Annotated in this window: 14 protein-coding genes; 13 read left to right on the forward strand and 1 reads right to left on the reverse strand. The window is 42.7% G+C overall.

Translation table 11 applies throughout. The annotated features are described in order from the left end of the window. Positions 1-3 precede the first annotated feature (3 nt). From AC2CZC_RS00180 to AC2CZC_RS00235, 12 genes are all read left to right on the forward strand, one after another. Complete coding sequence (locus AC2CZC_RS00180) at positions 4-1,974, forward strand: hypothetical protein (RefSeq protein WP_484583381.1); 1,971 nt, start codon at positions 4-6, stop codon at positions 1,972-1,974. After that, positions 1,974-5,087, forward strand: a complete 3,114-nt coding sequence (locus tag AC2CZC_RS00185) for a poly-gamma-glutamate biosynthesis protein PgsC/CapC (RefSeq protein ID WP_484583382.1) — start codon at positions 1,974-1,976, stop codon at positions 5,085-5,087. The genes AC2CZC_RS00180 and AC2CZC_RS00185 overlap by 1 nt, the downstream gene beginning before the upstream one ends. Continuing rightward, positions 5,074-7,365, forward strand: coding sequence for a hypothetical protein (locus AC2CZC_RS00190; protein WP_484583383.1), 2,292 nt, complete (start codon positions 5,074-5,076; stop codon positions 7,363-7,365). Before AC2CZC_RS00185 ends, AC2CZC_RS00190 begins: the two co-directional genes overlap by 14 nt. Then, on the forward strand, positions 7,352-8,116 hold the full coding sequence (locus AC2CZC_RS00195) for a hypothetical protein (RefSeq protein ID WP_484583384.1): 765 nt from the start codon (positions 7,352-7,354) through the stop codon (positions 8,114-8,116). Before AC2CZC_RS00190 ends, AC2CZC_RS00195 begins: the two co-directional genes overlap by 14 nt. After that, positions 8,095-12,363 (forward strand): hypothetical protein, encoded by a 4,269-nt coding sequence (locus AC2CZC_RS00200; protein WP_484583385.1) that lies wholly within the window; start codon positions 8,095-8,097, stop codon positions 12,361-12,363. Before AC2CZC_RS00195 ends, AC2CZC_RS00200 begins: the two co-directional genes overlap by 22 nt. After that, positions 12,353-16,453: a poly-gamma-glutamate synthase PgsB gene (locus AC2CZC_RS00205; RefSeq protein ID WP_484583386.1), complete on the forward strand. Its 4,101-nt coding sequence runs from the start codon at positions 12,353-12,355 to the stop codon at positions 16,451-16,453. The genes AC2CZC_RS00200 and AC2CZC_RS00205 overlap by 11 nt, the downstream gene beginning before the upstream one ends. 174 nt (positions 16,454-16,627) lie before the next feature. Then, the gene (locus AC2CZC_RS00210) at positions 16,628-17,836 is read left to right on the forward strand and encodes a DUF642 domain-containing protein (protein ID WP_484583387.1); all 1,209 of its coding nucleotides are present in this window, start codon (positions 16,628-16,630) and stop codon (positions 17,834-17,836) included. Positions 17,837-18,106: 270 nt separating this feature from the next. After that, complete coding sequence (locus AC2CZC_RS00215) at positions 18,107-19,543, forward strand: peptide MFS transporter (RefSeq protein ID WP_484583388.1); 1,437 nt, start codon at positions 18,107-18,109, stop codon at positions 19,541-19,543. 431 nt (positions 19,544-19,974) lie between these two features. Then, positions 19,975-21,021 carry a 4-hydroxyphenylpyruvate dioxygenase gene (gene hppD / locus AC2CZC_RS00220; protein WP_039611556.1) on the forward strand — a complete coding sequence of 349 codons (1,047 nt, stop codon included), beginning with the start codon at positions 19,975-19,977 and terminating at the stop codon, positions 21,019-21,021. 133 nt (positions 21,022-21,154) lie between these two features. Continuing rightward, entirely contained in the window at positions 21,155-22,468 is a 1,314-nt protein-coding gene (gene fahA, locus AC2CZC_RS00225) for a fumarylacetoacetase (RefSeq protein ID WP_484583389.1), read from the forward strand. Positions 22,469-22,590: 122 nt separating this feature from the next. After that, positions 22,591-23,706 (forward strand): M23 family metallopeptidase, encoded by a 1,116-nt coding sequence (locus AC2CZC_RS00230; protein WP_484583390.1) that lies wholly within the window; start codon positions 22,591-22,593, stop codon positions 23,704-23,706. Continuing rightward, positions 23,696-24,082: a bactofilin family protein gene (locus tag AC2CZC_RS00235; protein ID WP_484583391.1), complete on the forward strand. Its 387-nt coding sequence runs from the start codon at positions 23,696-23,698 to the stop codon at positions 24,080-24,082. Before AC2CZC_RS00230 ends, AC2CZC_RS00235 begins: the two co-directional genes overlap by 11 nt. On the opposite strand, the gene AC2CZC_RS00240 is transcribed toward AC2CZC_RS00235, so the two are convergent. Then, positions 24,079-24,546, reverse strand: a complete 468-nt coding sequence (locus tag AC2CZC_RS00240) for a hotdog fold domain-containing protein (protein WP_484583392.1) — start codon at positions 24,544-24,546, stop codon at positions 24,079-24,081. The genes AC2CZC_RS00235 and AC2CZC_RS00240 overlap by 4 nt on opposite strands. Before the next feature lie 295 nt (positions 24,547-24,841). Between AC2CZC_RS00240 and AC2CZC_RS00245 the strand changes: the two genes are divergently transcribed. Continuing rightward, a complete protein-coding gene (locus AC2CZC_RS00245) occupies positions 24,842-26,020 on the forward strand; it encodes a multidrug effflux MFS transporter (protein ID WP_484583393.1) in 1,179 nt (392 codons plus the stop codon). Positions 26,021-26,232: the final 212 nt, after the last annotated feature.

Raw genomic sequence — 26,232 nt, forward strand, 5'->3', positions numbered from 1 at the left:
AACATGTCGATAAAGCAGCAGTTTTTTATCATCAAACGACAAAAGACTTTTTGGTCTACTATGCTGCTGTGCGCCCTGATTTTATTAGTCACCTTAAGTGGAACGCTAGACAAACTCAATGCACTTATTTATCTTGAGCTTAGCCAAAACCTCAATCGGCAAAATACCCAAATCGTCGTAATTGAGTCTGACAACCTCGTAGCGCAGCAAAGTGACATCATTTCAAAATTACGAGAAAATAAAGCCAAAGCCATAGTGATATTTAGCCATGTCTCTGGTGAGCAGCAGCTCTCTTTTGACAACGTGTATTTTCCATACGCCGACTCTAGATACTGTTTACCCAGCCTAGAGTCGTGGCTTGGCTATGAAATCGTCATTAAAGATGCACCAGAACACTGTAAAAGTGTGTGGCAACATGTATTCGACCCAGAGTACAAAGCACAGGGTCAATTGCTTGATTTTTCACTTGCGCCACAAGCCCTCACTAAATTTAGTGCATCACGATTGCTCTCAGATGATGTATTTTTAGCTCAGCTACAGGACAAAGTGGTGCTCGTCTCTCAGCGTCAATTAGCGTTTGCCCTCCCCGTACGAGCGCCAAAAATAGACTCTTTCAAAGACCCTATTTATCTTCACGCTTATATTGCTGATAACTTTGCTGAGCAGACCTTAGTAACTTTAATGCCTATCACATATGCTGCAGCCCTTCAGTTATTAATTTTAACGATTTTGCTCATCAGCTATCAAAGGTGCAGCTTTAACACTGGAGTATTAATCGCGTGTGCGGTTATCCTGCTTTGTATTTCCTCAGTCTATCTTAGCGTTCGTTTCTTTGATTACTTTTTGCCAGCCGGACAAATTATTTTTACCAACCTGGTTACGCTCCTATGGGTGTTCTTCTCTCGAAAGTGGGTTGAGGAAATTGAATTAAATGACATCATAGGCAACGTTCAACAACGGATGATGGGACGTTACCTACCGCAAGCTTTTAGCGCGCAAAGCAGCCCTTGGGATGCAATTATCACACTGGTAAATCAGCAACTTGCCCTAAATCGTTCGATATTTCTCGCCCGTACTGAAGGCGACCATAGGCTCCATGAAATACGCGCCATTAATTGCAGTTTATCCGATATCCACGAGATGCGCAGAGACTATGAACGCCCTCCCTACTCTGACGCCATCAAAGCGTTTGGTGCTTTACATATAACGAGACCATTCTTCAATGATTTAAAAGAGGCTGAGGCACAATATGTGGTGCCTTTGATGTATGCAGGAGATATTAGAGGCTTTTGGGCAATGACGGTTGAGCCCAATGAGTATTTTGACGAAGAACGATTCGTACAAAATGTAAATCGCTTTGCAAACCAGATAGGCGAGCTGTTGTTTCACTTTCGGATCTTTGAAAATCAACAAAAAGCCAATACCAGCGCACTTACCAAGGTATTAACCTTGGCACTGCAAAAACCTTTGAGTCAACAAGTTAAATCTTCCATTGGCGACATGGAACAAAAGCTATCGACGCTTGAGCACGTATTTAACCAGATCCACACTGCGGCGATCATGTTTAACCTCTTTGGGCAAGTCGTGCAAACCAACCAAAAAATAGAAGAAATCGCCAAGCACAATGAAATGTCTTTATTTGAGATGACAGCATTAGACTTGTTAGAGCGCGTCACTCACCTTGATAGTGAAAAAGCCAAAGGGAAATTACGCTATATCACCTTACAACAAGGCGAGTTATATATGCCTGCTCAATTAGGGCAAGCAACGTTTATTTTGAGTATTCGTTCATTGCGATCATCTCGCTCCACCAGCAGCATTGGCGAGCCTTTTGAAGTAGGCGGAATATTATTTGAATTTATCGATATCTCCTATCTAATTAAACAGCTAGATGACCCGGCCCTACTGTTAAAGCAATTAGAAATGATGCAACCACTCGACCCAGAAGAACACCACATTAAGGTGCAGACTTAATGGACTGGGTGCTACAGCTCTTCCCGACCGGCAGTGGCTTAGGACAGTCTGTAATTACAACAGTCTGGGTTGGCATCGCCGTTGTTTGTATGTTGAATTTACGCTTTGGATTTCCACTTACTGGGCTTGTTGTTCCAGGCTACCTGGTGCCACTTTTCATCGTTACGCCAATATCCGCGGTGGTTATCATCATAGAAGCGATCGTTGTTTATGCTGTGATGTTATTTAGTGCTAAAACCATCATGGAGCGCTTTGGGTTTAGCGAAATGTTTGGCAGAGACCGCTTTTTTGCCATCATCCTAATCAGTATTTTAGTCAGAGTCGTGATGGATACGCTATTTTGGCCATTAGTTGCCATGTACTTAGCACAATGGGATATCACGTTTGACTACTCCAGCCAACTCTACAGCTTAGGTCTGGTGATCATCGCTTTAACAGCAAACGTCATGTGGAATGGTGGCTTTAAATATGGCATGCGGGTCACACTAGTACAGCTCTTTGTGACATACCTGTTAGTCCGCTTTGTGCTGATGCCTTTTACCAATTTTAGTATTGCCAATCTGGCAATCATGTATGAAGCTGTTGCAGCCTCCATTGTCGCAGCGCCCAAAGCCTATATCATTTTAGTGATCACTGCCTTTATTGCCTCGCGTGCCAACATCAAATACGGCTGGGAGTTTAACGGCATCATGCTGCCTGCACTACTCGCGTTGCAGCTCATGCAACCGACAAAATTACTCACATCCTTTGCTGAGACCGCTGTGATCCTGATACTTGGCGGCTCCATATTGACCTTCACGCGATTGCGCCACGCAAACTTTGAAGGGGCGCGACTATTACTATTCTTTTTCAATATCGGCTTTTTATACAAAATTGCCTTAAATTATGTGGTTGTACATTATTATCCGACGTTAAAAGTAACTGATACCTTTGCTTTTGGTTACATGTTGTCCACCCTATTAGCGCTAAAAATTTACCAAAAAAATGCTTTAGGACTGGTGATCCGCGCAACCTTCCAAACCTCAATAGTCGGCGGATTAATTGCCATAACCACAGGCTTTTTAATCATGTTTATCCCCGCGATATTCGCCACAACGCCTGCACAGGTCAATTCAAGCGACAACACTGATATTGCGCTCAGCCAACAGATCAGCGCCTATAAAAGTTACCTTTATACGCAGCAAAGCGAACCTGTCTCTATAAGCCAATATCAACAAGCTCAGTCCATTCAGCACTTTATGAGTGCAATTCGAGTACTTAATCGCAACAGACAAGAGCAGGAAAACGTTTTGTTAGCTAGGCGGCTATTGGCACAAGCACAGTTTTCTTTATATGAAGACGAGCAGTACTTATATATCAAGGATACAGACACAAGCGCAGTAAGGGGCTTTTTTGCCTTATCAAAAAAACCAAGTAAGTCTCATATTATCAGCGTCCCCTACCCTTCAAGTGAACGAGTCGCCAGTGACGCTGCGGGACTTTTATTTGAATTACTTGGCAGTGATGCACTGGTACTCGGCACGCAATTCACGCCTTCAATTGCAACACAGCAAGTATCCCAACAAAGTCCCTATTATAGTGCGTTTTTCTCGGTGTTTGAGGAGCTGGAAGTACTGCAAATAAGGTCAGTAAACCAATATACCCGAGTTCACCTACAATTGAGCCCCTATGGGGTAAATAGTCAGTTTTGGATTTTTAATCAGTTACCTACTTCATTATCTCAGAAGCAACTTACCAACCTCATGGGATTCGAGCGAGGTCAATTTGGTATGTTACACACCAGCAGCATGCCCACGGCTGATTTTAATGGAAAAATGGTTGAAGCCTATATCGATGGCGCGAGTTACTCCAACCTACTTTCAGAGGTTGTTCTTAGCACCAGCAGCGGCAGCAATGTCGCTGCCACCTTTATTGATACCAGCCTAGATGAGGTTATCGAAACCTTCGCCCCCTATATCAGTGCCAAGGGCAGCAATCATTACCAAGAGCTGACAAATAATGAAGCGGCACTCTGGGAGTTTGAGATTCTCGGTCCGCTATATAAATTAGTGGCGCAGCAATCAGATAGAGAATTTGACCAGGATGAGCTAAATCGTCTAGCTCGAATTAATCATATTGCCAATATGATGGGTTACCAGCTACAGATCATAGATAACGACCAAGCGCAGTATATTGTCTTGGCTCCACTCAACAACCAAGAGAGTTTGCAGCAAGGCCAAGGGCTATATGTTATTAACTTGCACCCGAGTGCCATGCTCAATATCCAAGTCCCAAGACCTTTATTTGAAAGTAATACGCTAAAGTTCTCAGGTGAGCTATTTGCAAGTACAGGCGCCAAGGCACTGTCAATCGCCGGGGCACACCCATATGCGAATGAACAAGCTAATGTCATGGCCCCAGGTAATGTGAGAAGCCTATTTAACGTCGTCCATCAGAGTACACTGCGCTACTTCGCTGAGCAGCCGATTTTAAGCTTACAAGTACGCAGTCATAGCGCACCTTCATACGTTAGGCCCAGTGCAATCGCATTTCAATTCACAAACCCAGATGAACAACACGCTAACACATTAAAAGAATTACAATACACATTGATTGACTTAGGTGTGAATACACAAGTTGTTAGCGGACAAGTGCAAACAAGAGGGCTTGAGATAGGTACGTCACCGCAATCTGGCTACCGCTTATTTAGCCCAATCAGTGAACTTGCAACATTGTGGCTGGCCTCCGATTTTAAACAGCATTTTGCCATCTCAGAGCAAGCGCTCTTACAACGCCTGCTCGCAGTATCAAGAGATCCTCAAGTAAGAGCTTTAAATACCTTAGTATTGAGCCCCAATGATTGGCTACTGGACAACCCCCCCTCATTAGAGAAAGTGTTACAACTTGCAGAACAATACTCGCAAGATCAGCACTTGCCACTGCTATCCGAGTTTTGTCAAAAATATCCCAAATGCCAATTACAAGCCGTACGCATAGAGCAATCACAACAGCTTGCTCTGACCATTAAGCTACGCGATAAATTACTTGCTATTTACACCCCCACCAGCAATAAAGTGCTGACAATCAAAGATTTTAACTACGCTACAGGGGGGCTAATGCATGTATTGGATTAAAAAACTGTTACACCTTAGCGCGACTGGATTTTTGCTCTTAGTCTTATTATGGGTGAGCTTTAATGGCGTTACATGGCTGGCATCTGCTGAGCAGTTAGAAGAACGCAGCGAAGAAGAAACACGCTCAGTTGTACATTGGTTACCTAATGACAAGTACATTGCATTTAATTTTTCAGCATCCAGAACGCGCGCGGTCAGATTGCTATCAAACGCCATTTTTGAGGGACAACAAGTATTTGACGAACCGGTTAACTATGCAATCGAATATCAGCTGTTTGATAGTCAGGGCGTACAACTCAATAAACACACTTACCACCACGCCTCAAAACTGGTGCTTGCAGCGCAAGAGCAGCAAGTAAAGCAAATTATCGAGGACAGACAGGCGTTGTCGGTGGCCTCTGGACAATCGTTTTATATCGATGTGTCACGCTACCCGAATGCCAGCCAAATCAAGCTCAAACTTATCCCTGAAGAGGATACACTTAGAGGTGTTGTAGTCAGACTTCACGCACAAACATCTACAGATACCGATGACAGTCAGCAAATATGGTTGAAGTTACCACTCGATTGGCGCGAAAGAATGCTCAATTACCATACCCTAGGGGGGAATGCGCTCGCGCCGTGGGAGCTCACCAACGCAGTGCGATATGATTGGCAAAAGCTGGCGCCTCAAGGCATACCCAATATCGACTTCGTCAGTGACATCTTGTACGAGACACTACCTTATAATGTTATCACTTATGATTTTTCTGCACAGCAGTGGGATCTCGATAGCTTTTACTCAGCGCCAAACCTGACAGCCACTTTTAGAGTTAAAAGTACCGCTCCCCTGCATTTTACGTCGACGGTGCCTGTCAGTACATTACGCCTAACATGGCATGACTTGAGCCAGCAACTGGCGCCTATTGAGCTAAGCGCGGTGGCGCTCGAAGATAATAGCTATAAAATAGAAGATATTAGGCCTGGTTTAGTGACGGTGCAATCCAGCTTGCCCGCTTTGACCCAGTGGTATCAACTCGCACAACCAATTGCCCCCTTGCACAGTTATTACTACGTATTAACCCCTGATACCCCTGTTGATTATGCTGTTTCAGGTGGTAGTGATGTGGTCTTCGATATTCGGGATTTAACCCCTGAGGACTCACACGCGATAGTCTCTTTATACGACGCACAAGGTCAGATTTTTGCTCGCCACAAAATAAGTTTGGAATCGCGGCTATCACAATTCGATCGGTTAATAACACCTGAAACACTGCGCCAAGCCGTTAATGAAAGTGAAAAATATTATCTCCGCCTACCTGATGAAGCCGTTAAATTAAGGATTTCTAGCAAAACAAGTGTTGCTGTAAAGCTACAAAGCAGACATCGTGATTTTCATTATCAGAATGTGGTCTGCGAACAACTGTGCGATAACCCTTTAACTGATTTTGTTGAAATTGGCGCTTGGTTTGCGCAAAAAGCAACCAATGAGTTTGTTTTTACAGAGTTACAACAAATCCTAAAAGTACGGCTATTTGAAGCCCCGCCTTTACCTGTTATTAAAGAGACAGATTATGCATCTGAATCGCTCTTTGACAGACACCCAATTTCGAATACCGCATTAATTTACAGCCCTGCTAACTATTTTGAGCCGCCCAGTGAGCCAACACAAGTTCACTTTAGACAACTCGATAATATTCATTCAATTAACTCGGATCAGGACCCTTCTCTCAAGATCCCAAAAGTGATCGCTTTAAAAACGCAAGCACCCACATACATTGAGTTTGATGCAACGAGCAGTACCACTGACGACTCGATCATCACCAGTGCAAGCCAAGCAAACCATTTATTTATTAACCAAGGCGAGCAGCGCCACTTCATTAAAACGCGTCTGTACAAAATCAATCGCGGCGATACTTTATCTTTAGACTATCGCGGTAAACATAGACCGCTATCGATTGTCATTAAGCCTTTTATTTATCCAGTTGCAAAGAATAGGCAAGCGCCGCTCATTATCAATACTCGCCTTAATGGAAGATATCAAATCGGCATCACAGATGAATATACAGTGGCAGCTAAAAGGTATGCGCTCATGCCATCGCAAGTTCCTGCCTTTATGCTGCATCCGCAATCCACCAATATTGTTAGCTACCCGCCCGTTACAATAAAAATAGGAACAGATATTCAAACACTTGAAAAATTTGCGATATCGGCTGAAGATGAAATGTGGATAAGTATTTTAGAAGAACATAGCGCACAACCACTTACCCCTTTATGGTGGCAAAATGAAAATACATAAAATGATCATCGCGCTCATCAGCATTACAAGCTTTAACGGCTTTGCACAATCACAATTAAACTGGCAGCAAATTAATAGCTGGATAGCAAAGCCGCAAGCAATTGAGCCATGGGAATATCAACAGCAGGGGAAATTACGCAGCCCTGTACATACACTGACTGCAACTTCGCCCATCAATGGTGGAGGCGCACTCATATATCGCGTGGCGGCTTCCCCTTGCTTTGTGTCTATTCCTCATCAATTTCATGACAAGTACACATTGAAAATCGGTCGCGCACTCTTTGAATCTAACTGCAATATGATGGTTTTTAATACCCATCACAGGCATAGCAAGAGCCTTGATAACCTGCCAATGGATTACTCCAAGCGAAAGCATGGGCTGCATGTGGCTGCCGTCAAAGCCTTTCACTATGCTCACCCCAACGCCACCATTTTTCAAATACATGGATTTAATCAAAAAAAGCGCAAATCTCCCGAAGGGAAAAAGGCTGATTTTATACTTAGCCAAGGTCGAAGCTACAATGCAAAATTGGCTAAGTTGCAGCGCTGTTTATCGGGCCTAAGTAATCATACCTATATTTATCAAAAAGATATTTTCGAGCTCGGTGGCACTAAAAACATCCTGCACAAAATAGGGCTCGCCCCACATCGATTTATTCATATCGAGATCAGTAAACCGATGCGCAAGCGACTGATCACTCAATCAACCAGTATGGAGCAATTTAATTTATGCCTCTCATATTCACGTTGATTGCGTTTTTAAGTTTAACAAGCTCCGTTTGCCTAGCACAGACTGCCAACTTACAGGCTGATGTGCAGTGGTACGACGCCGAGACTTTAGCGCTGGAGCGCAGTGCTGCTGATATTAGTCTCACTCATCAGCAGGCTAAGTACTTATTTTTACCAGCAGGACAGTGGCTTGTAACCCCCCTTAAAAACCTTGAATCACTGGCATTTTGGCAAGGGCAAACATTAAATGCCCTTATGCAGATCACCAAGAAACAATGGCTATGCCAACAGGACATGTGTCAATTAAGTGCCTCTACAAGATCGCGGATTGTAAAAGTTTACAACCAGCAGCAAGATGGAAAGTTTGAAATATGGCGTGGATATCAGCACTCCCACAGAGACCCCTTCCGTCGTGCAGTCAAATTTCCAATGCCAGGCAAAACTGTTGCGCTGGCACAGGAGCATACCACTTTATACCCATTACATAACCAGCAAAGTATGAAGCTGTATTTTGAGCAAGCAAAGAAGCTAAAGCTCACAGTTCATCGCGACCTGTATGACCTACAAAAAGGCGGCAAGGTTGTCGCCTTGGTGAATGATACCCCAATCAGCATCATTAACGTCTCCGATGCACAAGCTCAGGAATATACCCAACACAAACTCGGTGTTGGCAATGTCGATTATCTCGCTGTGCCAGCAAACAGTTATTTAACCTTAAAAAGCAGTACTAAAACCTGGGTTAAATTAGAGCAAATGCATCGCGCCATTTATGATCAAAATGCGGGGATAAAACATCAAGAGAAATTACTCAGTCCATACTGGGTCAATAATTTAGACACTGCTCTACACAAAATCTACTTTGAAAACAACATCAACCAACTCACTCAATTTAAGCCTGAAAGCGCCAGCGCACTTGAGCTAAGACGTCATCAAGATTTTATCAGCACAATATCAACGGGCACATTTTTAACACCGACCAGCAATGCCCAAAAGCCACTCACAACACACAAAAGGCTAGTTTCTGTATACCAAACCGCGAGAACAGCAAAGCAGTACTTATTCCAAAGTCAAACATCCAGCATGTTGCAATATAATCGCTTAAATAAGTCGCTCAAGTACGATTTGAGTCAAGAGCAGAGGATCACAAACAGCGCGATTTTGTATGTCAGAGCCAATCGCGCCTCTGAGCTGATAGTAGAAATCAACGCGATGCGTCATAAAATCGCTGTGACCCCGAAACAAGGATTTGTACCAGTTAATTTAGACGTAGATATGGATGTAGAACAAATCACTCTTTTCTCCGCCAGTGATGCAAAAATAGATATCGCACTGCAAATTCGTACCTTACTACCACTACCCAATAATGAACTCCTATACACGCAGCCCGGCAAATTAGCATTTAAGAGCCCAACTATTTCCGCACTGCTTGCTCGTATCCAATCAGATAAAGCCAAAAGTTACATCAATAGTTTGTCTAACTTCAAACTACAATCAGGCCCAAATCCCCCTTCTTTATCCCATTACACAAAGAGTCATTGGATGTACAAACTTGGGGAAATTGAACACTTAGCTAAACATGCGCCAACCAAAGCGCTGCCCAAGCTTAGGATATTATTAAACAGCCCCCATACTGATGTGCAGCTACGTGCTTGGCAATTGCGGTTAGCGGTTCTTACCCGACTTGACCGTAACAATGCTGTACTGCGCTACTTGGGGGCTTTATTGCAAAGCTCGAATACGTTATTGAGCGACTTTGCTGCAAAAGGGTTACTAAGCCGCTATCAACAGACTAATCAAATATTTAATATCCAAGGTTTATGTGCGCTGAAGCATAAACTTAAAGGATGTCCTCAGTTACTCACTAGTACTTTACTGTCGCAAGGTAAGCTACTTGAAACATTGTGGTTAGATCACGATCAACAACAAGTATCCAATGCACTTTTTGATAGGCTAGGTTACACAACCTATGGCGGTCAGCGCCGAGATATTCAGCCAAGATATGATATTGTCCACCACAAACAAGTGCAGTTAGTGGCTGAAACGGCCGCATATAAAGCCTACAAAATAGGTGAACAGCCTATTTCTATCACAGCCCACTCAGACATCAATATTCAAATTAGCGCCCGCAGCTTTGGCTTAGGAACTGGAGAAAACAACATCGCTTGGTTGCATGTTGATAAAGACAATGAGCTCTATTTTATGCCAATTTACAGCGACATATTATCGACTACTTCAGTTACCAGCCCAATTGAAACGCCCTTATCTGTGGCATCCAGCAGTATGGTGACTTTACGCGCTGGTGAGACTTTAACTTTGAACAGCAAACAAACCACCTTTGCGCAGCTTCAAATCTTTGATGAAACACACTTTAACCCATACTCAACGCAGCAGCTCAGCGAATTTGCATTAGGCACTTCTTTTTTGGAGTTACTGCATACCACTAACGCCCAAAACACAGCCGCATTTACTAAGTTACTGAATAACAGCTTATATAGGCTAGAAAACGCAACTCTGGCAGATCATGAGTTTACCGCATTATTTTCAAAACTAAACGGCTTGGATATTCCCGCATCTTTATCTAAGCTTCATGACCGTGTGCAAAGCTTTGGACACTGGGTACCACTGCAAAAATATCTCAATTACGCTGGTACTCAACTTGTCGATCTGTCCCCCATTGAAACGCGCAGTATCGCAGAGCAGCTTAGTCGCCATACAGCCAAAAGAGACGATGTAAAAGGGATCACAATTCGTCCTTACCACACCCTTTCACTCGATTTTCGTGAATTAAAATCAATGCAAATGCGTCTAGTGTTTCACTTTTCTGATGCAGAGCTGGTCTCTAATGCTGCCACCTTAGTCGAAATCGAAACAGGCAATGGCGAGACGGCATGGCCAATTTCAGACCAACAAACTCAGTTTGGCTTGACGCAGAGTGAGTTAAATAATGGACTAATTAAAATACGTTGGCTAAATCCATATTTATCGCAAATACTGCAAGTAGAAGTACAAGTTCGTCAAAATAGTCGCTGGCAAAGCATCGAGCTAGACCAGCGCCAATTGTTTTATTATGCCACCGCATCTCAATCAATCTTAGCGAAGCTCGATAAAGACGCTTTGGTTAAAATTGAACGCTTCGAGAAAAAACAACGCCAAGAGGATATTGGGTTCTACCCTGCTGGTAATATTGAGATCCCAAGTGACTATGCGCGTCTTGCGCGATTATTTGCTTGGCGACTAAATACGAACCGTCAAAAGCTAGCAGTCGCCCCCCCTGTTGCACCTCTAAAGCTGAACAGAGCAGAGTTGAAATTTGAGCGGCTTGCCAAGCATTTCAATGAACCGCTGATCAGTGCCAACGGCAATAGAACACATATTGAGGGGTTTATGCGCTATGACAGAGACGGCATTTTTCAAACCAATGATCCCATTGATACCGCTCACCGACTCGATTTCGGGATCCGCTTAAGAAACCGCTATCGACAGCACTGGTATCGGCTTGAGGGCGCATATCGACTCAATAATTTACGATATGAGTCTTTGGCGATTAACGGCATATACAATTGGCTAGATCACGACAGCCCTTGGTTTAGTGAAGTTGGACTCTATAACCGCTGGCAAGAAGCTGAACTTGCTCAGGAAAGCCATTTGACCAGCCACATTGACGCAACCATCGGTCAAATTTGGCGAGATGATATATCCGTGAGACATCAATGGTGGTGGCAACCCTATTACTATTACACCAGCATAGAAAAACAAGAATACCTAGACGACCCGTTTATTAGCCAGGACATGTACAATTTTTATCGCGCAAACCATATGCATGGCTGGCAAGCAGGATATCGAATTCGCTATCAACCTTGGGTAGACAGTCAATTTAGTGCGCAAATTAGCACAACCTCTAATGAAGATTGGACCAGCCTAGACACTGCAACACTGAGCGGGAATTGGCAACAATATTATGAAGGGCATATTTTTACATTGGGACTCAGCAGCAGCTATGTGTTCGCGGACCAAAACCGTCCGAATGCGACTTGGCAGTACTTAACCTCATTGAGCTGGCAAACCTTATTTGATTTTAGTGAACAGACTGCAGGGTGGATCAGTCTAAATTGGACACAAGATTGGTTTAGAAACAATCATAACATACGCTTTGAGGTGACTTTAGGTAACCTACAAAATACAGGTTTTGCGCCTTTTGCACATGATGAAATTATTTTTGAATCACTACAACTAACACACTTCCTAGAGCAAGATATTAATGGCAGATAAAACGTTAAAACGACAGCTTCAAGACCTCTTATTTGCCGACACAGAACAATTTTGGCTCAACCTATATCAGCACAAGTATCAAACTCTCGTAGATGAGTTGGCTGATTGGGAGTTAGTAAAAAACAAACCAGAACAAGAACAAACATCCTATTGGCAACTATTACAAACGATTGCGTTTTTACGCCATAAAATTGAAAGTCACCATGGTAATTTACAAGCCATCGAGGCCGACTATAAAAGTTTCATTGAACGATTAAACAAAGCAGAGTTAAAAGCAGAAAGAGAATTACACATTTTAAAGTATGCGGAGCAACTCGGTGCTTCACGATTAGAATTGCAAAAAGACAAGTTGGCCTTTTCACGCTGGTTCGATGAAGGCGCAGTCATCGCGCGCTATCAGTCAAAAGTGTCTGAAATTGAACAAGACTTAAAATTTTTAATTGCAAAGCTCGGTGCACTGACTAACCGCTACCTACGTTCGAGTAAAGATGACCTGAATACCGCTTGGCAAAAGCTAGACTTACAGCCGTTTTTTATTCATTTACTGGCACACAGTAACAGCCTGCATATTCGTCACGGCATGATCCGTGCTTTGGTTAACCAAGTTTCTCTAATTCATGAATTTAGTGCTGATCCTGAACTAGATGCTGAGTTAGTAGCGCAACTTATTGAGCTTTTGGAAGCTGACAATACACCTTACCTCGCCATCATAGATATATTGGAAATATTGATACACCAAAGACCGACATTTATTCGCAGCTTTATGTGGGCAAAAGTTGCAGAGTCTGTGAATGACTTTCCAGACAAACCAAAAAATAATGATCAGTTATTTATCTTAGCTGCTATGCCAAAAGTGCTGATACAGCAAAGAGCTTTAACAGACTCCGACATAAAGCTGATACAACAGCTTAGTACTCACCCATACCATAGGGTAAGACAAGCTACGATAGAGTGTATACCTAACTACGAAAATGAGTTTGCCACTGAATTATTAGAAAACAGGTTTCGCTACGAAACAGAAAACGCAATACGCTTTACACTCGTTAAGCAGTTGACTGCCGCCCGATTTAGCGAAAATGGGCTGGCTTTCAAACACTGGAAGCGCTGCCTACAAGGTGAAGAAAGCTTCGAGATAAAGCGCATCATTTTAGAGCAAAGCGCTAGGCTAATGCTTAATATGCAGCTAGAAACAGATCAGCCTGAATCGATTTTTAAACAATTCATTGATGTGCTCAATTTGCAATTAGAACAAGACCCAAGTACCGCAGTCAGACGCTTCATTACTAGAACTCGAGAGCAACTAAATAGTTTTTATATACAAGAGCTGATTGTGACTATCGAAGATCAGTTGGCGCTAGGAGACACCATCACACTTTCCACTGACGCCGCCCATGAGGAAATCGGCAGAGCACTGAGTTTCATTGCCCAGTCAGAGCTAGGCTTTAATGGCTATCAGAAAGGGGATCAATGGCAGATCCACAATGGCACATTAAAGGGGCGACGATTTTGGCGGATCTGGCACGAGTTTTTTACGCCAAGCACAGATAAACGACAAAGTTATAGTCATACTAAAGCGCAAAAACCCTCTGCTGAGCTACATGTCACGAGCTGCTCAACCGCTGAGATCAGTGAAACCAATGTACCTGGTGAAGCGCTTTATAACTTAAAAGAACATAGCGCAAGACCCTATTTGCCATTACCTGATTATTTGCTTTCTATCCTGAGTCAGGATCAATTGCCTGCGCAGGCTAAAAGTTACACACCTGATGGCATTTTATTGATCACACGTCCACATAAACTTATTCAGCGTATACGGGCCTATTGGCAAATCTCTATCAAGTTTTCATCATTAGATCGCTTGAGAAAAGGCGGAGAGCTTGAACAGCAAAACTACCTAGACGCGATTAGAAAGCTTGGATTTCAAATTGAATTTATCGGCTATGGCTCCACACACAAAGCCCAATTTCCTGTTGAAAGCGGCATCCGACAATTGTTTAGTCGAACGTCAATCACCACCGCACTGATTAATATTGGCTTAGGCTTTAAAGAGTATCTATATTCCATCTATCAAAATAGCATTGGCCAACTGGTGTTTTTTGTCTGCGCCTTTATGGCCTACTTTTGGTCTCGTCATATTAAAGTGAGCCAAGATATACAACGAAATCGAAAACATATTCCTATCTCTATTGGCGGTTGGGGAACACGTGGTAAATCAGGGACCGAGAGATTAAAGGCAGCGCTATTTAGTAGTATCGCGCTAAAAGTGATCACCAAAACAACTGGCTGTGAAGCCATGATGATATATACCACCAGCAATGGAGAACAACATGAGCTGCCATTATTCAGGCCTTTTGATAAAGCCAGTATTTGGGAGCAAAGCGATGTATTGGCATTTGCTAAATCCGTAAAAGCAGACGTATTTTTATGGGAATGTATGGGACTGACGCCAAGGTATGTGCGGATCTTGCGTCGCTGGATGAATGACAATTTCGCGACAATCACCAATGCTTATCCTGATCATGAAGATATTTTAGGCCCAACCGGTTTAGATGTCGCCACTGAAATGTCGTCGTTTATTGGCTCAAACACCCAAGTATTTACCGCTGAGCAAAGCATGTATCCAATTCTTAATAAGTCGGCAGAACAAAAAGACTCGACACTTATTCAAGTGCATTGGGGCGAAGGGTTTCAAATCACAGATGATATTCGTGCACTCTACCCCTATGAGGAGCACCCAGATAACATCGCACTGGTATGCAAAATGGCGCAGTATATAGGCATAAATAAAGATTACGTATTTAAAGAAACTGCCGAGCGCATTGTGCCTGATATTGGTGTATTGCAGCATTTTGAGCAAGCGCCCATCGGGACACTCACCCAATCTTTTGTCAATAGTATGTCTGCCAATGAACGCCTTGCTACAATAGAAAACTGGCGACGCTTAAATTTGTTTGGTCAAAGCCAGCAGCCAAAAATTCAGACCATTGCACTCATCAATAATCGTAATGATCGCATTGCACGCACCAAGGTGTTTGCCCAAATACTGATTGAAGATCTCACTTTTGATTATATCGTCGTTATCGGTACTAATGTGGATGGCTTCCTTGCTTACTTTAACCAAGCATTAAGCGCACGTATTGCACGTATTATTACCAATAATGACCGAGAAGATCTCGCCAAACTACTCGAACAATTTAAATGCTTAGTATCTGATCAAATGCTTTGTGATAAGTTAAATGCGCTACTCCCAAACACCCAGCTGGACTGTGAGACGCTACAAGACAAACCCAGGATGATAGCATTTTTTGAGCAGCATGTAGATTGTGGGCGTCAACGCCGTTATTTTAATCACTTAGTTGAAAGCTGGCATTTAGCCAATGACATAATGTCCATAGAGGATTTGCAAGCACATGCTAAAGAAATAAGCGATCACTTAAATACACTACTTGCGGCGCGCACGCGGCTAATAGAAAACCCCTACATTAGCGCCGATGAGCTCACTCGAAAAATCGCCAAGCTCGGATTAGATGGACAACATCAACTTATTGTGGGTATGCAAAACATAAAAGGCGCCGGTCTTAACTATGTTTATGCGTGGCAAAAATGGCATCATCTACATCAAACTTGCGATCAATTGTTAAATCACCACATCAGCCAAGCACAGTTTAGGCAAGGGTTGATGAAACTCGCACAAACCTCACGGATCGGCGTAATAGAGCACGACTACTTTAATGACTTTCTTGGTAAGCTCAGTAAATTACCCCATGCTCAAAACGAATTTAGTCAGGCTGAAATCGCCCACCTGAAAGAGCGCCTGCAAAGTAAAGACCCCAAATCAAACAGTGAGGAAGAAGAGGTAAAACAAAATCGAGTGACTCGCTTTGTCCTGCAAGTCGTGGAGTCTTTTTTAGATGCAGGTGCTGCTGTGAAGCGTAAAAAAACAGCTCAACAAGTATATAAAGACATCGCATCACAGCGTATCACGCTCGAAAAAGCCATTGCCGTTTTGGCCGCACTCAATCGCAGCCAGAAGCCTGGCTGGCTGGCCCTACAACAGAAACGAAAAAGGATCCCAAACTCCAAAAATTAGTACTTTTTAACTAATTTTATCTAGAATGAAATTTAAGGAATAATAAATTCCAGTCATTTTTTGTATTTTAATTGACCTGAGCACTCAAAACTAGGAAAATAAGATTAGACAAAGGCATTTTAATTTAACATTTTACTAACAACGGATGTTATGTAATCAAGTTGGGAGTAATATATGAAGCTATCCACGTCATCTGTATTATTAGTTACTGCATTGACAGCGAGCCAGAATGTTCTGGCAGAGAATAATTTAATTGCCAATGGTTCATTTGAACAATCAGGAAACATTTCAGGGACTTGGAAACTCTTCGATAACCTTTCAGGCTGGCAGCGCACAGGCGCACGTTTTGAAATTCAAACCGATAGACTCGGCCTTATTGCACCACAAGATGGTTCACAGTATTTAGAGCTAGACTCAACCAGCAACTACACTGCATATCAAAGCATTGCGACTGAAGCTGGTAAGCGTTATGTGGTCAGTTTTTATTACTCTCCGAGAGTACGCAACAACACCCAAACGAATCAAGCAACGGTTACTTGGAATGGTCAAGTTATCGCGAATTTGAATGGCGCTAACCGAGGTTGGCAGCACGTGACAGTCACTGTGACAGCAGACAGTGCTCAAAGCACACTGGCGTTTTCAGGTAGCGGCACATCAGATTCATATGGTGCCTTGTTGGACAATGTATCTGTAACAGCAGATTGCGTAACAGGTCTATTTGGCATCAATAACTATGGCAGCGCGGGCGAAGGTTATATCTTCAATTTCAATTTAGGCACCATGACTTACAGCAAAGTTGCTGGTGTATCTCATACCGCGTCAAATATCGCGAGCAAAGACGGCGTATTGTATTTCATGGAACAAAACGACAGTCAAACCAAAGCCTCTACATTATGGTCACTTGATTTAGATGGTAATGTTGAGACAGCCTTGGCCAATGCGACATCATGGCCTATTTACCGCTCTGCAGTCAGTGATGACGGTATACACCTGCGTGCAACAAGTAAAACTTATATGTATGACTACAATTTGCAGACCGGTGAAAAAACTGTATTAGGTAAGTTGAAATACGCAGGTGATGAATTTAGTCATGGCGATATCGCATATTCAGCTGACAACAACACGCTATACGTATTAACCGGTAAAGCACTGTATACGTTAGATACCGCGGATATGAGCCTCACCAAGATTGGCGAGCATGGCGTAAATTGGGCGTCTGGCCTTGCCATTTCAGACACTGGCATCTTGTACGTGTCAGGCCGTCAAAGTGGTCAGAATGCAAAAATTTACTCACTTAATCCAAATACAGCAGTCGCGACAGAGCTGATGGAAGGCCCGGCACATATTAACGACCTAACATTTGTCGATAATTATTGCCGTTAATAATTATTAATCTTAAAAACCAGCCTCTTGGCTGGTTTTTTTATGCCACATCGCCTCTGAACCTATCTGGTAAGGCTTCCCCATAGCCTCCTTGCTGGGTATACTGACGCGTTTTTCGTGAATAGTTAGTCAATACTGACTTCGCACGTAGAGCTTTTGGGAACTGGCCTCCCAATTAAAAATAGACAAATTCACACATATATAAGTATGAATTTGTCGATGATATAAAGGCCATACAACACACATGTGATAAATCTGGAAGTAATAAATATGAATTCAATACCTAATCGAGGTGAGTTTTTAGGCCATCCTAAGGGCCTATTCTTACTATTCGGCACGGAGATGTGGGAGCGATTTGGCTACTACGGTATGCGTGCAATTTTAGTACTTTATCTAGTAGCTCAGGTACAAAGTGGCGGTTTTGGCTGGACTAATGCCGACGCACTTAGCTTATACGGCACCTTTACCATGGCCGTATACTTAACTCCGCTATTTGGCGGCTGGCTAGCAGATAACGTACTGGGGCAGCGCAAAGCCATCATCATTGGTGGTATTTTAATGGCGGCAGGTCATTTCATCATGGGGATCCCACACAGTGTGGTTGCAGGCCAAGAAGAAAATGTCTTCTATATTGGTCTAACACTGCTGTGTATTGGTAACGGTTTATTCAAGCCAAATATCTCTACCATGGTGGGCGACTTATATGAAGAAGGTGACAAGCGTCGTGATGGCGCATTTACCATCTTCTATATGGGCATTAACTTAGGTGGCGCATTAGGCCCACTAGTCGCAGGCTATGTTGCATCTGAAATAAACTGGCAAGCCGGTTTTGTCGCTGCAGGTATTGGTATGGTGATCTCTGTCGTCATGCAAATGCTACTAAGTCAAAAGTACTTAGGTGATATTGGTGTCGTTCCAGCTGCGAAGTTATCACAACAGCAGTCAGAATCTGGCACAAAAGAGCCATTAACTAAAGTGGAAAAAGACCGTATTCGCGTGATCTTTACCATGTCTGTATTCAGTATCATCTTCTGGATGGGCTTTGAACAAGCCGGTGGTTTGATGAACTTATTCGCAAATGATTATACAGACCGCATGTTGATGGGCTTTGAAATTCCAGCGTCTTGGTTTCAATCTTTAAACTCCATTTTCATCATCATCTTTGCACCCATTGTTGCCATGATTTGGTTAAAACTGGATAAACGTGAGCCAAACTCGCCAGTTAAGTTTGCCATAGGCTTAGTGTTTTTAGCGCTTGGCTTCTTAACCATGATGCTGGCATTAATGACAGAAGGTGCAGCACCTGGTGACACACTGCAAATCAGCATGATGTGGCTAGTCCTTTTCTACCTATTTCATACTCTGGGTGAATTATGTTTATCTCCAATTGGTCTATCCATGGTGAGTAAACTGGCACCACTTCGTCTTGCATCACTGCTTATGGGTATTTGGTTTCTATGTACGGCAGTCGCAAATAAAATCGCCGGCTTTGTCGGCTCCTTCATTGGCGAAGGCCAAGAAGCAATGGGGAACGCAATGGGTATCTTTATTGGCTTAGGTGCAACAGCACTCATTTCTGCACTGGCAATGTACTTGCTCAGTAACAAGCTAGTTGACTGGATGCATGGTGCTGAGGGTGACAATGAACCCCACACGCAAGCACACTATCTTGAAAAAGAGCTCGAAGTGACTGGCGAAAGACAATAACGCATAAATAAAATTTACGAAAAAGCCGCACTTTTTAGTGCGGCTTTTTCGTATCTCAACCTAAAAATGTACAGATAAATTTACAGCAAACCCATTGATTACCTATTTTATGCACATCGCGCATATCACTGTAGACTTCTTGAGCAATCATATCAAAAACATAAAAGATAAATAAAATCAAAAATTTAAAATTGTACTTCTTTCTAAGATTAGCGAATTAACAACCTAATTTTCAGTTTAATTACAGCTTTTCAATCTAAAAAAATTGTCTGTTTTCATTTTGTCTTAAAACGGCACCAAATGTTCAATCAAATTTACAAAACAGCCATGAGTGAATTGGTGTTGAAACCTTTCACTTTAGGTCATTTTGATTAATTATCCACTGCATAAATTACAACAAGCAATCCAGTGCTTAATGCAGGAGAATGACAATGAGTGAAGTAAATAATCCTCTTGGCCTTGTAGGTATCGAATTTACTGAATACGCAACCCCAGACGCAGATTACATGGACAAAATCTTTGCTGATTTTGGTTTCTCTAAACTTAAAAAGTTTAAAGGTAAAGACATCGTTCATTATAACCAGAACGAAATCCATTTCCTTCTAAACAACGAGCGTGGCGGTTTCTCTGCCGAGTTTGCTAAGTCACACGGTCCAGCTATTTGTTCAATGGGCTGGCGTGTAGAAGATGCACAAAAAGCGTTTGACATTGCTGTAGAGCGTGGTGCAAAACCAGCGACTGATTCTGCAAACAAAGACCTACCATACCCTGCAATTTACGGTATCGGTGACAGCCTTATTTACTTCATCGATGTATTCGGTGATAAAGGCTCTATCTTTGAAAATGATTTTGAAGACCTAGAAGAACAAAACATTGTTGAAGACAAAGGTTTCATCCGCATTGACCACCTAACTAACAATGTTTACAAAGGTACAATGGAAACATGGGCAAACTTCTATAAAGGCGTATTTGGCTTTGAAGAAGTGCGTTATTTCGACATCAAAGGTCAAAAGACTGCGCTACTTTCTTACGCACTTAAGTCACCTTGTGGTACTTTCTCGATTCCAATCAATGAAGGTAAAGATGACAACAACAACCAGATCGATGAGTACCTAGACGAGTACAATGGTCCGGGCGTACAGCACCTTGCATTCTTAACAAACGACCTTGTTGGCTCTCTAGATAAGCTAGACAAAACAAACATCGCGACTTTAGATATTGTTGATCACTACTACGATACAATTTTCGACCGTGTACCTTGGGTTGCTGAAGATAAGCAAAAGATCAAAGAGCACCAGATCCTAGTAGATAGCCAGAGCGAAAACTGCTACCTACTTCAAATCTTCACTAAGAACCTGTTCGGTCCTATCTTCATCGAGATGATCCAACGTGTTGATGACGGTGGCTTTGGTGAAGGTAACTTCCAGGCTCTATTTGAGTCAATTGAACGTGACCAAGAGCGTCGTGGTGTGATTTAATTATCCACCAGTAAAGACAAATTAAAAAGCAGCTTTTCTAAGCTGCTTTTGCTATTTAAACTTGGCCATATTCTGGCGAAAGCACAAATAAAAATGCATAGTCATATGCAGCTTGTAGAAAAAAGGAAAGACCATGTCTTTTATCAATGAAACACACGATATTAATTTAAAAAGCTGGGTTGCAAGTGCAAACCAGGCTGGTAACGATTTCCCAATTCAAAACTTACCGTTTGCGTCATTTCGTCGCAAAGGCAGCAATGAAGAATTCCGTGGCGGCGTAGCCATTGGTGATCAAGTACTAGATCTAGCAGTCGTTGCAGCTGCAAACATCTTTGACGGTGTAGCGCAAGAGGCGGTTGAAGCAGCAAATGCACAAGCACTAAACGAATTCATGGGTCTAGGTAAAGCACATTGGTCAGGTTTACGTTTGGCACTTTCTCGTGCATTACGTGAAGGCTCTGAGCATCAAAGTGCCCTTGAGAGTGCACTTGTAGCACAGGATGACGTTGAATATGCTCTTCCATGTCACATCGGTGATTACACTGATTTCTACACATCAATCTATCACGCAACTGCAGTAGGTAGCTTGTTCCGCCCTGATAACCCACTTCTGCCTAACTACAAATGGGTACCAATCGGCTACCATGGCCGTGCTTCATCAATTGATGTATCAGGTCAGACTTTCCCGCGCCCTAAAGGTCAAACTAAAGCACCAGATGCAGAAGCACCATCATTTGGCCCTTGTAAACGTCTAGACTACGAACTAGAGCTAGGTATTTACCTTGGTAAAGGCAATGAACTAGGTGAAACAATTGCAATTGAAGATGCAGAAGACCACGTATTCGGTTTCTGTCTATTTAATGACTGGTCAGCACGTGACCTACAAGCATGGGAATACCAGCCTTTAGGTCCATTCCTTGCGAAGAACTTTGCATCAACAGTATCACCATGGATTGTGACAACGGAAGCGTTAGCACCATACCGCACTGCGTGGCACCGTGACGAAAACGACCCACAACCAATGAGCTACCTTGAGTCTGCAAAGAACCGTGAGACTGGTTCATTTGATATTCAAATGGACGTACTTATCGAAACAGATAAGATGCGCAGCGAAAATGCAGCGCCAAGCAAGGTTTCTGAGTCAAGCTTCAAGCATAGCTATTGGACAGTTGCACAAATGGTTACGCACCACACAGTCAACGGCTGTAACTTCTTACCAGGCGATATGCTAGGTTCAGGCACACAATCAGGTCCAGAACATGAAGAAGCAGGTTCATTACTTGAACTGTCTCGCGGCGGTAAAGAGTCGATTACTTTAAACAATGGCGAAGAGCGTAAATTCCTTGAAGATGGTGATAAAGTCATTATGCGCGGCTGGTGTGAAGCTGACGGCTTCAACCGCATCGGCTTCGGCTCAGTAGAAGGCACTGTGCTTCCTGCAAAATAATTGAATAAAATAATTTCATTCAAATCAAAGGCGTGCATAAACACGCCTTTTTTTTATGATTTTATACTGGCTTTTTGTATAAAAATTGTTAGAGTTAGGCGTTATCTAAATTTTTAAGTGTTATGTTAAGCGTTATCAAAAGCCTAGTTTTAAAGCTATTTCAACCCAAACAAGTCATGCTACGTCAAAATGGCGAAGTAAGCTTATTAGCTATACCAGCTTGGGTGCAAATCACGATTATAGTATGCCTAATCACAACTTTGGCATGGCTTGGCTTTACAACCTCACAATATTTCACACAAAAAACACATTTACTTGCGCTGTCCGATGAAGTTTCAAATAAAGAAGCTGCGTTTCTTAGTAAGCAGGCCGCACTCGAAGCGCAACTTGCCCAACAGCAAACGCGCATAGCACAGCTCGATGCACAGCATGCAGTACTAAACGAGCTTATGGCTTCGCTCCCCAACACGCTGACTGAAGGTGAGGTGAGTGACACAGCCCCTCTCCCATCAGAATCGCACGAAAATAGCGAAGTAAATACAGAATCATTAGAGCTACACGAAGAGCATACTGACTCATTTCATCATCATGCGACTGAACTAAACGACGCACAAAGTCAGCTGCTTAACCAATTGCACAATTTGATCGCACGCAGAAATCAAATTTTACTCGCAGGTATGCAAGAAGCAGGCATCAAAGCAAACACGCCAAATGAAGCGCAAGGTGGTCCTTATCACCAGGTTCAAAGTGATAAACTGCCTCAATCATACCTCAACGCAATTGACAGCTCTGTGCAACTAAACCAACTGGAGCGCTTAGTCCAAAAGCTGCCAGCAAGCATGCCAGTAAAAGAAGACAAATATTATATTTCTAGTGCATTTGGCTATCGAAAAGATCCGATTAACGGTCGCCGCGCCTACCACAAAGGCGTCGATTTAGCTGGGTGGCACAAAACGGAAATCATCGCTCCTGCAGATGGTACAGTTATCAGAGCCGGAAAATATGGCGGTTATGGCAAGTTTATTGAAATTCAACATGTCAACGGGATCACGACACGTTACGGACATTTACACACAATTAAAGTCAAAAAAGGCCAACAAGTTAAGCAATCTGACGTAATTGCATTAATGGGTAGCACAGGAAGAAGTACTAGTACACACTTGCACTACGAAGTATTACAGGATAAAAAGCATATTAACCCTGTTAAACTTGCAAGAGTACTCGAACGTGTTCAATAAATTAAAAAATAATAAATCCTCAGCGCTCTACGTCGCCATGATTTCTCCCAACACCAAAGTGATTGGTGATATTCATTGCGAAGGTGAAATTCAAATTGATGGCATTGTTTCTGGTAACCTCGAAGTCGAGCACTTGGTAATTGGTGAGCAAGGGACCATTGAGGGTAATATTAAAGCCACACAAGTTCACGTGAAAGGCACTGTCAACGGCTGTATTACTGCACAGCAAGTCCGTTTAGAACCTTCAGCTAAAGTACATGGCGACATAATTCACGATACACTAAGCATCGAAGCTGGGGCGCATATTGAAGGTCAACTTACGCATAAAACAGACCTTTCAAATGTCACCCCGATTGAAAAGCAAGAGCAGGCCTAGTTTCTCGCTGTTATATACATTGTTACATCGGCGTGAAACACTTTCACGCCCTCAGCATTAAACACTTCAACTGGTACGATTAAATCTTCTTTATCTTGCCACTGATGTGGCAACAGGATCACCGCTTCAGCTTTAAGGTCACTATCCGCTTTTTTTAGATATTGCACTGTCATCCCTTTGGGGATCCATCTATGGGTATTTACAGGAACTGTTGCATCAGTCACGACTCCAGCACATAGCTCTGCCAAATTACACTGGGCAATGGCATGCACTGTACCAATATGATTATGCACCGCACGACGATTGGGCATTTGCGCGCAAATTCTACCACTACTTAAATGTGTGATTTTAGGTTTAATAGTCGCAAAGTAAGGGGCTCTCTTACATACCGCTTTGCTGAATAACCAATTTCCAAAAGGTAGCCAACGAAATTTTTTATAAGTATTTAACAGTGAACTTGCCATAAACTATCCTGCCTTTTTGATTAAACCTAACACATCAGACCAGTTAACTCTAGTGTTATCAGAATATAAAAATATCCATATACCTAAACAGACTACATAAGAAGGAAGCGCCTTTTAGAAGAAAAAGTACAATAAACAACTTGGGTCAATAAAAGGTAAAGCACTGTTTTAATGACTACTATTCATTCATAATTCTTATTAAACCCTTTCGATTAATAAAATATTATTGTATTACGGCGATTTGTCCTGTCTTTTTTTTCTGCGCACAATACAATAGCGTCGAAAAGGAGACAGCATGCAACACCACACCAGTAAATCACTTATTTTCATCCTCGCTCTGTTAGTCATATTTTGCCCGCTTGGTATTGATTTATACTTACCTGCCTTTGTTGACATGCAAAATGCACTGGCAGTAAGCGAAGCTCAAATTCAACAAACTGTCAGTATTTATATGCTTGCAGTGGGACTCGGGCAATTAATTGCTGGGCCACTGGCAGATAAGTATGGACGTAAACCAATTGCCCTCTCTGGTGTAAGCCTATTTATGATTGGTGCAGCGCTGGCCACGGTTGTGGATACATGGGAAGCAGTGATGTTTGCTCGAGTTCTTCAAGGTCTTGGCGCATGTGCTACTTTTGTCAGTGCTTTTGCCGTTGTGCGAGATAGCTTTGGTAACAAAGGCAGTGGCCAAATGATCACATATTTAAATGGCATTGTTTGCTTTATTCCAGCATTAGCCCCTATTTTAGGCGCATGGCTAACTGTGGAGCTTGGCTGGCGCAGTAATTTTGCATTTTTATTTGTCTTTGCGGTAATTGGCCTAATTATATTGTTTTTCATTTTTAAAGAAACGAAACCAGAGGATTCCATTTACAAAGGCCACATCCTCGATCTCCGCCGTTTTGGCCCTATGCTAAGCAGTCCCAAGTTTATGTTTAACGCATCAATTACCATGGTGTGTATGTCGGCAATGCTCGTGTTTGTAGTCGGTGCACCAGGGTGGATAATGTCTCATTTAAACCTCCCTATGGCGGACTTTACTTTCTGGTTCGCCCTTAACGCATTTATCAGTATTGTATCTAGTTTTGTAGCACCGCAATTTATTAAACGTCATAGTCGTCGCGCTTTGCAATTTGGGCTCTCTTTATTTTGTAGTGCAGGTGCCATCATTCTCATACTGCCGCAAATAGCAGCCGCTTATTACATGCTGCCAATGTATGTAGCCTCAATAGGGTTTGCTTTTACCATCGGTGCAGCGGCAGGCAATGCGTTAGCAGAGTTCCCTAAACAAGCTGGTACAGCTTCCGCATTAATTGGCCTCATGCAAATGAGCGGTGCCGGGCTATTAGCTGTATTAACTCAGCCGTTGGGACTGACTGCACCATTGCAATTAGCACTGCACCTGTGCATGGGATTGCCTTTTTTGATACTGCTATTCTCAAAACATCGCCAAGCGTTACACAGTGCAAATTAACGTGACACTTTTTGCTAACTAGTCGTAAAACTGTCACATCAACTCGGCATACTGTATCTAATAGCTGCACAGGCTGTTGTTGAGAAGACATAGGACTTCTTTTTTAGCATTTATATTGAATCAAAATCCCCCAACCTTGTTATGCGGGTTCATTTGGCCCGCATAGTTTTAAAAAAAGCGCAATAAAGCGTTTTCAACCTGTTCCCGAGTGA

The sequence above is a fragment of the Pseudoalteromonas sp. MMG033 genome (assembly GCF_057197785.1).